Source organism: Geminocystis sp. NIES-3708, assembly GCF_001548095.1.
Lineage (GTDB): Bacteria > Cyanobacteriota > Cyanobacteriia > Cyanobacteriales > Cyanobacteriaceae > Geminocystis.
The window spans coordinates 3,841,654-3,856,571 of sequence record NZ_AP014815.1; the positions used below are offsets into that span (position 1 = coordinate 3,841,654).

General features: G+C 32.0%; 16 protein-coding genes. 11 read left to right on the plus strand and 5 right to left on the minus strand.

The features are described 5' to 3' along the window. Positions 1-238 precede the first annotated feature (238 nt). The gene (locus GM3708_RS19525; RefSeq protein ID WP_231932998.1) at positions 239-952 is read left to right on the plus strand and encodes a PEP-CTERM sorting domain-containing protein; all 714 of its coding nucleotides are present in this window, start codon (positions 239-241) and stop codon (positions 950-952) included. Between the two features lie 348 nt (positions 953-1,300). Here GM3708_RS19525 and GM3708_RS16830 read toward each other — a convergent pair whose 3' ends face one another. Beyond that, complete coding sequence (locus tag GM3708_RS16830) at positions 1,301-2,035, minus strand: bifunctional 2-polyprenyl-6-hydroxyphenol methylase/3-demethylubiquinol 3-O-methyltransferase UbiG (protein WP_066349226.1); 735 nt, start codon at positions 2,033-2,035, stop codon at positions 1,301-1,303. Positions 2,036-2,151: 116 nt separating this feature from the next. Here GM3708_RS16830 and GM3708_RS16835 point away from each other — a divergent pair, with 116 nt between their 5' ends. After that, a complete protein-coding gene (locus GM3708_RS16835; RefSeq protein ID WP_066349234.1) occupies positions 2,152-2,970 on the plus strand; it encodes a DUF3598 family protein in 819 nt (272 codons plus the stop codon). Positions 2,971-3,005: 35 nt separating this feature from the next. Here GM3708_RS16835 and GM3708_RS16840 read toward each other — a convergent pair whose 3' ends face one another. Then, on the minus strand, positions 3,006-3,287 hold the full coding sequence (locus tag GM3708_RS16840) for a DUF3288 family protein (protein WP_066349235.1): 282 nt from the start codon (positions 3,285-3,287) through the stop codon (positions 3,006-3,008). A gap of 40 nt (positions 3,288-3,327) precedes the next feature. Here GM3708_RS16840 and ispE point away from each other — a divergent pair, with 40 nt between their 5' ends. After that, positions 3,328-4,269, plus strand: a complete 942-nt coding sequence (gene ispE, locus GM3708_RS16845; RefSeq protein ID WP_066349236.1) for a 4-(cytidine 5'-diphospho)-2-C-methyl-D-erythritol kinase — start codon at positions 3,328-3,330, stop codon at positions 4,267-4,269. 10 nt (positions 4,270-4,279) lie between these two features. Here the strand turns inward: ispE and GM3708_RS16850 are convergent, their stop codons facing one another. Both GM3708_RS16850 and GM3708_RS16855 read right to left on the minus strand, forming a co-directional pair. Continuing rightward, positions 4,280-4,459 (minus strand): hypothetical protein, encoded by a 180-nt coding sequence (locus tag GM3708_RS16850; RefSeq protein ID WP_066349238.1) that lies wholly within the window; start codon positions 4,457-4,459, stop codon positions 4,280-4,282. 39 nt (positions 4,460-4,498) lie between these two features. Then, positions 4,499-5,032, minus strand: a complete 534-nt coding sequence (locus tag GM3708_RS16855; RefSeq protein WP_066349239.1) for an HAD-IIIA family hydrolase — start codon at positions 5,030-5,032, stop codon at positions 4,499-4,501. A 121-nt stretch (positions 5,033-5,153) separates the two neighbouring features. On the opposite strand from GM3708_RS16855, the gene GM3708_RS16860 reads away from it, so the two are divergent. Next, positions 5,154-6,419, plus strand: coding sequence for an RNA-guided endonuclease TnpB family protein (locus GM3708_RS16860; RefSeq protein WP_066349241.1), 1,266 nt, complete (start codon positions 5,154-5,156; stop codon positions 6,417-6,419). A 48-nt stretch (positions 6,420-6,467) separates the two neighbouring features. On the opposite strand, the gene GM3708_RS16865 is transcribed toward GM3708_RS16860, so the two are convergent. Further along, positions 6,468-8,468 carry a ribonuclease catalytic domain-containing protein gene (locus tag GM3708_RS16865; protein WP_066349243.1) on the minus strand — a complete coding sequence of 667 codons (2,001 nt, stop codon included), beginning with the start codon at positions 8,466-8,468 and terminating at the stop codon, positions 6,468-6,470. 287 nt (positions 8,469-8,755) lie between these two features. Here GM3708_RS16865 and GM3708_RS16870 point away from each other — a divergent pair, with 287 nt between their 5' ends. From GM3708_RS16870 to GM3708_RS16900, 7 genes are all read left to right on the plus strand, one after another. Continuing rightward, entirely contained in the window at positions 8,756-9,214 is a 459-nt protein-coding gene (locus GM3708_RS16870; protein ID WP_066349244.1) for a CBS domain-containing protein, read from the plus strand. A 73-nt stretch (positions 9,215-9,287) separates the two neighbouring features. Continuing rightward, positions 9,288-9,971 carry a phycobilisome degradation protein NblB gene (gene nblB, locus GM3708_RS16875; protein ID WP_066349245.1) on the plus strand — a complete coding sequence of 228 codons (684 nt, stop codon included), beginning with the start codon at positions 9,288-9,290 and terminating at the stop codon, positions 9,969-9,971. 122 nt (positions 9,972-10,093) lie between these two features. Beyond that, positions 10,094-11,158, plus strand: coding sequence for a tRNA preQ1(34) S-adenosylmethionine ribosyltransferase-isomerase QueA (gene queA, locus GM3708_RS16880; protein WP_066349247.1), 1,065 nt, complete (start codon positions 10,094-10,096; stop codon positions 11,156-11,158). A gap of 508 nt (positions 11,159-11,666) precedes the next feature. Further along, entirely contained in the window at positions 11,667-12,359 is a 693-nt protein-coding gene (psb32, locus tag GM3708_RS16885; protein WP_066349248.1) for a photosystem II repair protein Psb32, read from the plus strand. 73 nt (positions 12,360-12,432) lie between these two features. Further along, positions 12,433-12,687 (plus strand): DUF6761 family protein, encoded by a 255-nt coding sequence (locus GM3708_RS16890; protein WP_066349250.1) that lies wholly within the window; start codon positions 12,433-12,435, stop codon positions 12,685-12,687. 312 nt (positions 12,688-12,999) lie between these two features. After that, positions 13,000-13,638: an imidazoleglycerol-phosphate dehydratase HisB gene (gene hisB, locus GM3708_RS16895; RefSeq protein WP_066349251.1), complete on the plus strand. Its 639-nt coding sequence runs from the start codon at positions 13,000-13,002 to the stop codon at positions 13,636-13,638. 71 nt (positions 13,639-13,709) lie between these two features. Further along, positions 13,710-14,768: a phosphotransacetylase family protein gene (locus GM3708_RS16900; RefSeq protein ID WP_066349252.1), complete on the plus strand. Its 1,059-nt coding sequence runs from the start codon at positions 13,710-13,712 to the stop codon at positions 14,766-14,768. The last annotated feature ends 150 nt before the right edge of the window (positions 14,769-14,918 follow it).

Here is a 14,918-nt window from a genome sequence, read left to right on the forward strand (position 1 = left end):
AGTAGCTATCACTAGTGGGCTATTAGCTTAAATGACCAAAAATTCAAGATTATATAAAGTTTTGTTACAGTTATTGACACATTCATAATCTTGACGCTACTATGAAGTACAAATATTTATAAGTAAAAACTCGTAAGTAAATACTTGCAAATTCGCTAACTAAAAATTAAAAAGAAGAGGAATTTATTCAATGAAAATCACATCATCTAATTTAAGACAATTCGCGATAAATGTTACAATGGCTTCATGTGTGACGAGTATCCTCAGTTTAGGGTTTAGTAGTAATGCTCTTGCCATTTCTTTTAATCTTTCAACCGGTCAAGGAACGCCCAATTCAGGTACTCTAGGAAATCAAGGTGCTTTCACCACCAAATCAGGTACTACAACTATAGATTTTAACTCTTTATCATTAGGAGCGTTGAGTGATCCTTATACCGAAGGTATTGCAACTTTTGATACCACATCTCCAATTGTAGATATAAGAAATGATGGGTTTGCTCCTGGTTTTTGTACCACCACCGCTCCTTGTTCTAATGCAGGTGTACCTGTCGCTAATAGTAGTAATTATTTAGCAATATTTCAATCAAATGGGAATAATGGGGAAGTAGGCATATCTTTTTCCAAAGATATTAGTTACTTAGGATTCAATTGGGGATTCGCAGATGCAGATAATACAACAGCCTTGTTTTATAATAATGGAAGCCCAATAGCTAGTTTCACTGCAACGCAGATATTTGGAAGTGTCGATTCTGAGGAAACTGGTTTTGTTGAATTTTCTGGTGGTATATTTGACAAAGTGGTATTCTCCCAAGTTGGTGGTGGAGGGTTTGAAATAGATAACCTTGCTTATCAGCAAGTTCCCGAACCTTTAACAATTCTCGGTTCTGGTTTAGCATTAGGTTTCGGGACATTATTCAAACGCAAAAAATCGAAACTAAAACAATCTTGTTAATGATGAAATTATTACGTTTTTAATAACTCTTTAATGATCAAAGATTGAATATTGCACAATTCAATAATTGTTTCAAGTCTTAAATTATTAGTAAAAACTTATGAGAGTTCTTTTTATTACCTTCATAAGTTTTGATAGAACAATAATTGTTGAGATTATAAGATTTTTATTCATAGCTTGAAATAAACACTAGAAATTTAGATGCGTAAAAACTCGTAAGTGAATATTTTTAAATAGAAATCAATGTATAATTAATGGAAGTTTTTTTGGTAATCAGAAATTCATAACAATTAAGATCTGAGAAATACTATCTTCGCCAAAACGGTTTTTTAGTACACCTTAATTAACCTAAACCCATGCATAAAAAATGGCTCTATCTTTACGCCATTTTACTAATTCGGCTTTTCTGAAACCTGCTGTTAATAACCATGATTTGACTAAAGCAATATTCGCCCCTGTCCAATTTGTAACATCTTTGCTTAATTCATTACTAGGATAAAACCGCATTAAAGGTTGAGGAAATAAACTGAAAAATAAGCTTATATGAGTTTCTAAAACTAATAACTCTTTTGTGACACTTCTAACTTTTTCAAGAGCAAATAAGGGATATTTCATATGGTATAAAACTCCTAAAAAAAATACCACATCAAAATTTCCAATTTTATCAGGATGTAAGTCTAAAACATCTATATTATAATCTTCTACATGAGAATTATAAATTTTTCTTGCTAATTCAAAGCCTTGTTTTCCTGCTCCGAAATCACGCCAAAAATTATGATCTAAGCCATATAATTCTCTTTGTTCCCAAATAAAAGAATCTGTAGCTAAAACTTTTTTTGCTCCCCTTTTTTCTGCTGAAAATGAATAAAATCCGTCCCAAGCACCAATGTCTAAAACACTTTTATTAGTTAAATCTTCGGGAATACCACTTAAAATCCATTGTTGAAATTTACGACAAAATTTACCTTCTTTTCCTTGTTTTGTAACTACATTTCTTCCAAAATCTAAATAATGATGCCAATACTTGACTTTCGCTACTTCTTGTGCTAATTCTTCAGGATTTAATTCAGCTAAATTAATCATAATTTGATGGTTAATTTTTAATAAATATAAGGAACAATAAAAATTAATAGTTAATTATCTCATAAATCTATATACTGTTATATTAATTGTTTATTGTTCACTGTTAATTGTATTTTATGTCTTCTTCTCAGTGGCTACGATTACTTAAAAATGTTGGTATTTGGCAAGGATCATTTACACAATTTTCTCCAGATGGTACTTTAATAAAAAATACTCCCACTTTGATTAATTTAGAAGGTTTAAACGATAATCAAACTATTAAATTAACGGTTAATCGTCTTGATAGTAATGAACCTCCTCATATTAACGAATTTACCAATCTTAATCGTAATATTTTCTTATTTGAAGATGGACATTTTGCCAAAGGCTCTCAACAGTTTAGCCCTTTTTCTGTGTTTGGGGCAGAATTTGGCTTTTTTGTAGATGACCGACGTTTGCGGATGGTACAGTTGTTTAATAAAGAAAGTAATTTAGAACAAGTTACCTTAATTCGTGAATTTCGTGCTAATGGTCATGGTGTAGAGCGATCGCCACTTACCATAAATCAATTAGAAGGAGAGTGGCAAGGAGAAGCTTTAACTTTATATCCTGATTGGCGTAATACCGATTCTTATACAACTAATTTAATCGTCAAAAAAGAAGGAAATAATATAATTCAAACTTTAAAAACTCCAGAATTAAACATTACATCTCAAGGAAAAATTGATGGAAATATTATTACTTTTTCTGAAAATAATCAAGATATTCGGATATTATTATTACCCGATGGGGCATCATCGACAACACCTTTAAAAATCGAAAATCGCCAATCTTTTTTTGTGGAATGTGCATGGTTAGTTGAGCCGAATCAAAGACTTCGGTTAATACGTCAATATGATGATAAAGGGGCTTGGATTAACGTAACTTTAGTAAAAGAAACGAAAATATTAATCTAAAGAATTAGCATCTTACTTTTTTTGAAAGTTAAATTTTAACTCCAATCTTCCGTATCTTCTTCTTGGTTTTTTCGGTACATTTTACCTTTACTATGTAAAATTCTCGCCTCTGTAAAAAGTTCTTCTTCCGTTAATTCCCACTGTTGTAAAATTGACTGTAAATCATATTGAATATCTCTCGCACCGGGAAAATTCTGATAACGTATAGTTAAACGTGCAACTTCAGCTAAATTATAATCAGTTTTGCCTTCTACAAAAATTTTTTTGATAATTTCTCGATCAATATGACCTAATGGATGTTTTTGATCTATACTCATATGCTATTCTTAATTCTTGCTTTGACTATCATTAAATTCTATGCAATCTTACTCCCTATTTGCCCCCGCTAAAATTAATCTTCATCTTGAAATTATAGGTGATCGAGCTGACGGCTATCATCAATTAGTTATGATTATGCAAAGTGTGAATCTGGGGGATATAATTCACTTAAGAGCTAATGGTACGGATGAAATTCGTTTGTTTTGTCAAAATCCTGAAGTACCTCTTGATAATAGCAATTTAGCCTATAAAGCCGCTTATTTAATGCAACAACAATTTCCTAAACCTGCTCAAAATTTTGGTGGTGTTGATATTACCATTGAGAAAAACATCCCCATAGCCGCAGGATTAGCAGGAGGCTCAACTAACGCCGCCGCAGTATTAGTCGGTATTAATTTAATGTGGTCACTGGGTTTAACACAACCTGAACTACGAGATTTAGGAGCTTTATTAGGTTCAGATGTTCCTTTTTGTATTTCTGGAGGAACGTCGATCGCCACAGGTAGAGGAGAAGAAATTGAACCATTACCAGATTTAAGCGATATATGGGTTATTTTGGCAAAATACAGTAATTTAAGTGTTTCTACCCCTTGGGCTTATAACAGTTACAGAGAGCAATATAATCATCTTTATATATCCGATTCTCACGGTATTAATCAACGAACTCATCAAGTTCATAGTGGAAATTTAGTCAAAGCTATTAGTCAACGAGATTCTCGCCAGATTGGATCGTTATTATATAATGACCTTGAAAAAATCGTTTTACCTCAATTCCCCACCGTCAAAGCTCTCATAGATGCCTTTAAAGCTAAAAATGTATTAGGTTCTCTCATGTCAGGATCAGGTCCTACGGTATTCGCTTTATGTGATAGTCAAAATCAAGCAGAATTGATCGCATTAGAAGTAAAACAAACTATCAATGATCCAAACTTAAAATGTTGGGTCGCTCAGATGTGTACTCATGGCATTATTGCTCTGTAACAAAATTATTTTATAGATAATCTTTGAGATTAAAATAACCTTGAGGATAAAGTTTAAAAAGGATTAATCTAACACCATCTTCCATTAATTTTTTACTTAATTTTTCCTCAAAAAAAGGTTTTAATGTCAATACTAAAGTATCAGTATATTGATGTAACTCTATCTCAATTAAAGAATTTAATTGTCTCAAAAATGCTTGATTAAAATCATCAGTATTGATAGTAAATTATCAATGATTAATTAATTGCAAAGTATCAGATAAATTTTCAAAAATAGGAATAGATATTTTATCTTTTGAGATTTTTTCCTGAGTTTCTTTTCCTCTTCCAGTTAATAGTAAAACTGGCTGACAACCAGCATTAAAAGCACATTCAATATCACTGGGGGCATCTCCTATAAAAAAAGATTGAGATAAATTAATATTATATTTTTGACTATAATTTAAAATTAAAGAGGGTAAAGGTTTTCGACAGTTACAATTATCTGAAGGTTGATGAGGACACATTAAAATATCAGCAAATTCTACTCCAAAATACCGATATTTCTCAATTATTCGCTTATGTATAGCTTTTACTTCTTCCAAAGAAAAATAACCTCGACTAATACCCGATTGATTAGTAACAATAACTAATTTGTAACCACTATTTTGCCATATTTTTAATGCTTCGGCTGCACCTTGAGGTAATGATACTTGCTCAGGATGACTAAGATAAGGAATATAGTCGATGACAACTCCATCTCTATCTAAAAATAATGTTTTCATCAAGATTCTTGGGTTAGAAACCCCGCACTTTTAGGGCGGCTTTATATTTATTTCTACTTTACCATATTGACAACTTTTGTTCTTCGACATATAATGAGAATATAGCGAGAAATTAAAGGCTATGTTTAAAACTCAAAAAAATCAAATTAGAGGACTGTCTCAAACAGAGTATTTAGCTTTACAAGAACTTTGTAGATTGTCAAAAAACCTCTACAATGTAGGGCTATACTCTGTTAGGCAGTTCTTTTTTGCTGAGAAAGCATTTCTTCGCTACGAATCCAATTACCATCAATGTAAAACTAATGAAAATTATCAATTATTAAATACTGATATTGCTCAACAAACTTTAAAAGTTGTAGATAGAAGCTTCCGTTCGTTTTTTAATTTAATTAAAAAGGCTAAGTCTGGAAATTACCAATTCAATCAAATATCTCTGCCACGCTACCTTAAAAAAGATGGCTATTTTAGCTTAATTATCCCTAGAATTAAAGTTAAAGATGGATTTTTTAAAGTACCTATGTCTAGGGAGTTTAAGGCTAAATATGGTGAAGTTAAATTACCTTTCCCTGACAGATTAGTTGATAAAAGTTTAAAAGAAGTACGAATACATCCTAAATATAATTGCCATTTTTTTGAGGTAGAATTTATTACTGAGGAAGAACTACAAATTGTTGAGTTTAAGTCTGACAATGCCTTATGTATAGATCTGGGACTTAATAATTTAGCAACTTGTGTAAGTACCAATGGGGCATCGTTTATTATCGATGGTCACAAATTAAAAAGTTATAACCACTGGTACAATAAATCAAACGCTAAGTTACAATCAATCAAGGACAAACAAGGTACTAAAGGAGTAACTAAAAGACAAGGACGATTATTATTAAAAAGGAATAATCAAATTCGAGATTATCTAAGCAAAACAGCTAGATATATTATTGAAAATTGTCTCAGGCTAGATATTGGCACTCTAATAGTAGGGACGAACAAAGGTTGGAAACAAGATATTAACATTGGAAAAAGGAATAATCAGAATTTTGTTCAAATACCTTTTTATTCGTTAAAAGAGAAGTTAAAATCTTTATGTGAAACTTATGGAATTCAGTACATAGAGCAGGAAGAATCCTATACCAGTAAAGCAAGTGCTTTAGATAATGACTATATTCCTAACTATAATCCTGATAACACGGCTAAATATAAATATACCTTTAGTGGTAAACGAGTAAAAAGGGGATTGTATGAATCAAAGGATGGTATCAGGGTTAATGCCGATGCGAATGCGGCATGGAATATAGGACGTAAAAGTAAGCATAAGGGATTTTCCCAAGTGTGTAAGGGTCTTTTGACTAGCCCTTTAAGAATAAGTGACTTGAATGTAAGTTTAAGTTAACTTCTTAAGAATCCTCGTGGCTTTAGCCCGATGGAGTGTCAACTTATCCTACCCTATTGCTTCTTTAAAACGAATTTCATCCCGTTGAGGATCACAGAAGTGTACTTGTAACTTAATTTGTTCTCCCAATTTAGGAACACGATCAAAACGATGAGGAAATTCTAAACCTAAATCTTCTAATAAAATCAAAGCTAAATTATCATCTTCCCGTAACCAACGCAATACTAAACCATGCCAAATTTCGTTGCTATGTTTTTGTAAATATTGCAAACTCCAATAACGATTTGTTTGTCTTTCCACTAAAACCGCTTCAGAAGAAGTACTCATTACCTCAAAAATAATTTCTTGCATTTTATCCCTATGAAAAGGTAATTCATCACCTCTTAAATGGGCTTTAATTTGAAAGTGAGCTAGTAAATCTGTATAACGACGAATGGGAGAGGTTACTTGAGTATAAGTTTCTAATCCTAAACTAGCATGACGAGCCGCAGATAAACCAGTGCCACTTTTAGGCATACAACGACGTAAAGCACTTGATCTTACAGGTCCTGCAGGTAAAAGTATTAATTCTTCTTCTGGAGGTAATTCAGGTTGAGGTTGGCTACGAAATGCAACAGGAATATTATGTTCTTGACAATATTTTCCAGCTACTTCTCCTGCTAATATCATCATTTCTGCCACTAACGAACGGGAAAAAGAAGGATCTAATAATTCAATACTGACTTCTTCGTCATTTTTGACTTTGATAATAGCTTCAGGCATGGAAATCATCACCGATCCATTATCTTTGCGCCACTGGGCTCTTTTTTTGGCAGCTTCTGCTAACTGTTTTACTTGAAGTTCAGCTTGTATATCTAAATGCAACATTTCATCAACATCATGATAAGTCAACCTATAAGTAGGTTTAATAAGAGTAGCATGAATTTCATAGTCCGAAACTCCACCATCATCCTTAAGAGTGATAGCAAAACTCAATGCAGGGCAAATTTGACCTTGAACTAAACTCATCGGTCCTGTAGCTAATTCGGGGGGAAACATAGGAATCATCCCTGTCGGTAAATATAGACTTGTACTGCGTTTACGTGCTTCAAGATCTAAAGTATCATCAGGGTTAATTAAACGGGTAGGATCTGCTATGTGTATCCAATAACGTAATGAACCATTATCTAATTGTTCTACACTTAAACCGTCGTCAATTTCTTCTGTACTTTCATCGTCAATAGTATAAACTTTTTGATGAGTTAAATCCAGTCTAGGATTAGGATCTTTTATCGTACCTGCATAAAGTTGATCGAGAATAGAATGAGCCACTTCAGACACCTGGGCAGTAAAGTAATTAGGGTAAGAACTACGGCGTAAAAATATATTTTCATGTTTACTCCATAATTTTAAGTCTATCAGTAATTGCAAAGCTGAATCACCTGTTTTTTGTCTTCCCAAAGATTCCAAAATTTCTTGGGCTTGTTTTGGGGGGTTATCAGGTTGTAGGGCAAATTTTTCAATAAAGTTAAGTTTAACTAATTCTGTCTCTTCCCAATGAATATCTTCGCCCTTTAAAGCCTGATGAATTTTATGAATAAATCCTTCTTTTTCTTGTTTTCTTTGGGTTTCTATTTCGATTTGATGTTTAATTTCTTCAACTTGAGTAATAGGTCGAGGTTCATAAATATCTCCTTTTTTCTTAAAATACATCTTATCATCAGATAAAAGAATGTGTGCCGCATAACAAACAGGAGGAGTTTCTTCGGAAAAAATCAGAGAAGCTAATTCAGAAGGTGTGACAGGAGTAGAATCTTCAACTAATAATTCCCATGCAATTTCTAAATTAGATTCATCTACATAAGGCTCAACTTCCGTTTTAAACTTAGGTATTTCGGTATATTTGAAAGATTGCCCTTCAATTTGATAATCAACTTTCTGAGGACGTATTTTGTGGAGATTTCCTTTTTCATCTATGGCAATCCAGTCTTTTTTTCCTTCTGGTTTTTCCACTACAGCTAAACGGCGATCATTATTAACTCTAAATTCAACTAAAGTACCTTTTTCCACCCTTTCAGTCCTTAATCTTTAATTCGATGACTTTATCTAATGTACCTCAACATTGGACAATAAACAATTGATAATTGGACAACAATACTATATACTATAGTTTAATAAGTTTCAACAATATTGTTATTATCTGCACTGCCTAAAATTAAACAATTAGGACTGAAAATAAATTTTCTGAAGGCTAAGACATAAAAACTAAACTTTGCAAATAATTGAAACAAATCAAAAATTCAGACAGTACATTTTGATACAATTACCAGTGTTAAGAAGTTGGAATAAATAAAACCATGAATAAGACTGTTGCACAGGTGATGACACCGACTCCCATCACTGTTACTCCTGAAATGCCCTTGAAAGAGGCGATCGCCATTTTAGTAGAACATAAAATAAGTGGATTACCAGTTATTGATGGACAAGGAGAATTAGTCGGAATACTTTCTGAGAGTGATTTAATGTGGCAAGAAACAGGAGTTGAACCTCCGCCTTACATCATGATTTTAGATAGTATCATTTATTTACAAAATCTCGGGCGTTACGAAAAAGAAATTCATAAAGCATTAGGGCAAACTGTCGCTGATGTGATGAGCAATAAAGCAATTACGATCAAAGGTAATCAACCTGTAAAAAAAGCCGCACAATTACTTCATGATAAACAAATTCGTCGTCTTCCCGTATTAAACGAAGAGGGAAACGTAATAGGTATTATTACTCAAGGTGATATTATCCGTGCTATGGCATCAGATTAATCCCTCGCAAAATTAAAGTTATTACAATTTTCAATTATCAATTACTTAATAAAAAAATAATAAAAATAATAAAATGGCTATTACACCCGAATCTGTGAAAGAATTAATCTATTCCCCAAATTTTGGCGAACGTATCCGAGGTATCAATGAATTAAGACAATTAGACAAAGAAAAAGCCTATGAGTTAATTAAACCAATTATTAAAGATGATAATGTAAGAGTACGTTATGCCGCTATTTCTCAATTAGATACTTTGGGAGACGTAAACTTAGAAGAATCCTTAGAAATACTATTAGAAAGATTATATAATGATCCAGAATCAGATGTTCGTGCGGCAGCAGCAGATGCTATTGCTGGATTAAAACTTACTCAAGCATTTCCAGATTTAAAGAAAGTTTATTATGAAAGTGATGATTGGTTAATCCAATTTAGTATTGTCGCTGCATTAGGTGAATTAGGACATCCTGACGGTTTTGATTTACTAAGCGATGCCTTAAATTCTGATAATGGATTATTACAAACTGCTGCTATTAGTGCATTAGGTGAATTAGGTGATATTCGTGCCATAAGTTTATTAATTCCGTTTGTAAATAACGATGATTGGCAAATCCGTCACCGTTTGGCACAGGCATTAAGTAAATTTGCTGGAGAAGAAAAAAAAGAAGTCTTAAATACTCTAACTATTCTTTCTCAAGATAAATCTGTGGCGGTAGCAGAAGAAGCAAAAAATTATTTAACAAATATAGCTATTGATTAACTACATTGTCTTAACTGTTAAGTATTAAACTGAAAATAATAATCCAAAAATTTCTGCAAATAGTTGACAGTTAACGATGAAAAGTTGACAATTATTGAATTAGTATTATGTCTTTTTTGTGAATGAACCTCGATCAACAATTATCTAGTTATGATTATTTTTTACCACCAAACTTAATTGCTCAGAATCCCGTCAGCCCGAGGGATAGTTCTCGTTTATTAGTTGTTAAATCTGAAGGGAAAATTGATCATAGTATTTTTTGTAACTTACCTGATTTTTTATTGCCCGGAGATTTATTGGTTTTAAATGATACCCGTGTTATTCCTGCTCGTTTATACGGTAAAAAGTCAACAGGTGCACAAGTTGAGGTTTTATTAGTAGAAGAAACTACAAATAATTGTTGGTTAGCCTTAGTTAAACCAGGAAAACGCTTTTCTATCGGTAGCGAAATTTTGTTTGGTGATTCTTCTTTATTAAAAGCTACAGTTGTAGGGAAAGATAAATCAACAGGAGGACGTTTTTTACAGTTTCAAATCAATGAATCTCAGTCTTTTTGGGAAATTTTAGATCAAGTGGGTAATATTCCGTTTCCTCCTTACGTTACTGAGTCTCAGGCTAATCCTCAACAATATCAAACTATCTACGCTGAAAAACAAGGTGCGATCGCAGCACCAACGGCAGGTTTACATTTCACACAAAAGCTATTAACAGAATTACAACAAAGACAAATAAATATTGCGACGGTTACTCTTCACGTTGGCATTGGCACTTTTCGCCCTGTAGAAGTAGAGAATATTCTAACCCATGAAATGCACCAAGAATGGATTGAAATTAATCAAAATACTATTGATGCTATTAAAGCAACAAAAGAAAAAGGAAGAAAAGTAATTGCAGTAGGGACAACAGTAGTTAGAACTTTGGAAGGTGCATATAAACATCAACAAAAATTAGCCCCTTTTTCTGGCAAAACTGATTTATTTATTTATCCGGGTTATGAATTTAAAGTAATAGATGGTTTAATCACTAATTTTCATTTACCAAAATCTAGTTTATTAATGTTAGTGAGTGCTTTAATTGGTAGAAAAAGATTAATGAGTATTTATCAAGAAGCTATCGAAGAAAAATATCGTTTTTATTCCTTTGGAGATGGAATGTTTATTATGCCAAATCAAAATATTGAAAGTTAAATTTTATTAATGTTCAATATGTAGCAAAAAAAATTTTAGCTTTGGAAAAAAGGAAAATAGGTCAATTTTCTACATTAGGAAACTGTAATTTAACTTGACAATAATTTAAAACAAAAGATTTATTTAAGAGATTTTCAGTAATTTTGGCAAAATAGCTTTTAAAGTGCGGATGCTAAATTTACGATAAATTTTATTATTTCTAAATCTATCATCACAAACGATTTAAACCTCTTATGAGTTATTATTGAGCGTGTTACTTATGACTTATATTTTCTTGATTTCTTTAGATACTTATTGCTATGAAAAGAGTTAAAATTTCAGATTAATTTATCTACTATTATTCTAAAGCCATTCAAACATTAGGTTAACCTTCCATTGATATTGATTAAGCGATCGCTTTTGTCATATATTAGTTTAATCAAAGGAATATTAATTAATTTTAAGATCATTTCTCATAATAACATGACATAATTGAAAAATATTTATTAGACGAGGAAATCATAATTTTATGACAAAAGTAAATGCAATAATTACCAGTTTACTACTTTTTTTAGTATTGTTTTTAAATGTCGGTGTCAATTCCGCTTCAGCCACGGGAGTTTATGATCTACCTTTAGTTAACAATGGGGATGATATTTGGATAATTGATGATGCGGAAGTTATCAGTAAAACGACAGAAGCTCAATTAAACAATCAATTGAAAGATTTAGCAACGAATACAGGCAATGAAACTCGCATGGTTGTTATTAATCGTCTTGAATATGGTGATACGATAGAATCTCTGACGGAAGAAATTTTCGCTAAATGGTATCCGACTCCTGAAGAACAAAATCATCAAACTCTATTAGTATTAGATACATTAACTAATCGTACAGCCATAGAAAGTGGTGAGGGCGTTGCTTCAGTTTTAACTCCTGAGATTAGCGATAGTATTGTCAAAGAAACTATAGTTGTACCTCTTAAAAGTTCACAGTACAATCAGGCTTTAATTGATGCTGGCGATCGCCTTGTAGCTGTTCTGTCAGGACAAGAAGATCCCGGAGCTCCAAAAATTAAAGAATTAGACATAGATGGAACTTTTACCAGTGCAGAAGAGACTGATGATCGTAGTGCCACTATTTGGATGATTGTGCTTTTAGGATTAGCTACTTTAATACCAATGATCACTTATTTTTGGTATGTAGGATTTCCTGGTAATTAGGGTAAAATAAAAATATGAAAGCATCCTATTTCATAACTATCAAATTTAATATAAACAGATAAGAAGAAAAATTATGCTCACAGATCCCTTTGTTATTCGATACTATCAAAAACTAACCGATGGAATGGTGGATTTATGGCATAGAGGTAGTCGTTATGAAGAGTTGAGAATATATATGGAAGGGTATCTAACTTGTCTCCGTCTCACTAACGTAATCGAAGGCTATCAAATTCATCGTTTAGAAGAAGAGGCTTTTCGCTTTCTTCGAGATCCTTCTAATTTTGAATTAGCCATGCCTCAAATGCAAAAAGAACACGATTACTATTAATAATCTATTCACCATCTTATCACTGAATTTCTATATTCACTATCAAAATTAGAGAACAAATCAACCGACAATGTGCAAGACTGGTTACTTTTTTGTAGATAAAGATTTTATCAACTAAAGATATTACCTTTTGCCCTTTGTCTTTTTTATTCAAATTATCTTAAGTTCATCACTTGTCAAAAAGATTGAATTTACTAATGATACAATTGATTGAGGCGGTTATGAATTGAGTCTCGTGAACTCTTTTTTGAACAAAATTAATTATCATCAATCTCTTTTATTTTTAATCAGATTAAAACTTAAAATTAAATAATGTCAATTATTACTACTTTACCCACTAATTTAGAATCTATAGCTCATCAAAGCCGTGTTGCCTCTATTAGTCGTACAACAAAAGAAACAGATATTCAAGTACAAGTAAATCTTGATGGGGACGGAAAATGTAATGTTAATACTGGTATTCCTTTTCTTGATCATATGCTACACCAAATTTGTTCTCATGGTTTATTAGATTTAGATATTCAAGCCAAAGGAGACATTGAAATAGATGATCATCATACAAACGAAGATGTTGCCATTACATTAGGACAAGCCATTGCTGAAGCCTTAGGTAATCGAAAAGGAATTAATCGTTTTGGTCATTTTGTTGCTCCTTTAGATGAAGCCTTAATTCAAGTTGCTCTTGATTTTTCTGGAAGACCACATTTAAGCTATGGTTTAAATATACCGACAGAAAGAGTGGGAAATTATGATACTCAATTAGTCAGAGAATTTTTTGTAGCTTTAGTCAATCATAGTCAAATAACTTTACATATTCGTCAACTAGATGGAATTAATTCTCATCATATCATTGAAGCAACCTTTAAAGCCTTTGCCAGAGCTATGCGTATGGCTTTAGAGATGGATATTCGTCGTATTCAGGAAATACCTAGCTCTAAAGGAGTTTTATAAAAAAATTTAGAATTAAAAGTATTAAAATTTCCATTATTTATTAACTATTCGTATTATATTCGGTAATTATTATGTCAAGTAAATATTTATTAATCGCTTCTAGTGAGCCATATACCGGTAAATCGGCGACTATTCTTGGTATCGCTCATCAATTACAAAATAAAGGCATTAAATTAGGTTATGGTAAGCCCATTGGCACTTGTTTTAATCCATTAGATAACCTTGGAGATGAGCAAGATTTACAATTTATCAGTCAAATCTTAAAATTACCAGAATCTCAACTAAAATCACCCTTATTATTACTAGATGAAAAAACCATCATCGAACATTTGGGTAAAGAAAGTAACTATCAAGATCAATTAATTGAATACTGTAATTCTATTGATGCTGATTTAACTCTTTTAGAAGGGGCAGGAAATTTAACTCAAGGAAATTTATTTCATCTTAGTGCCCCAGAAGTAGCAGAAAAAATTAATGCTTCCGTGTTATTGGTGGTAAAGTATGAACCTTTGTTGATTATTGACCAAATTTTAGCCGCCAAAGATGTTTTTGGAGATCGTCTTATAGGGGTTTTAATTAATAGTATTCCCCATGAACAATTCGACATTTTAGAAAACACCATTAAACCTTTTTTTAAATCAAGGAATATCGATATTTTGGGAATGTTGCCCACCGATAGACTTTTACAAAGTGTTAGTGTCAGGGAATTAGTTTCTCAACTTAAAGCAAAGGTTTTATGTCGTGAAGATCGTTTAGATTTAATGGTAGAAAGCCTTACCGTTGGTGCAATGAATGTTAATTCTGCCCTTGAATATTTTCGTCAGCGACAAAATATGGCTGTGGTAACAGGAAGCGATCGCACAGATTTACAATTAGCGGCATTAGAAAGCTCTACAAACTGTTTAATTTTAACTGGTCATACTCCTCCACAACAATTGATTTTAGCCCGTGCTGAAGATTTAGAAATTCCAATCCTCACGGTAGATTTTGATACTCTCACCACTGTCGAAATAGTTGATCAAGCATTTGGAACAGTAAGATTACACGAAACTATCAAAGTCGAATGTGTACAGAATTTAATAGAAGAACACTTTGATATAGATTTATTGCTACAAAAATTACACTTTTAAGTCAAGGTTATAAAAAATATTGAAAGAAAATTGGGAAATAATTTGGTCTATTTTTCAATTTCCTTTTGTTTGTTTGTTTATTTATTGATACGATCCTTTAGAATTATAGACTTATAAAGAATAAATTATTATTTTTAGAATTTTTATAAA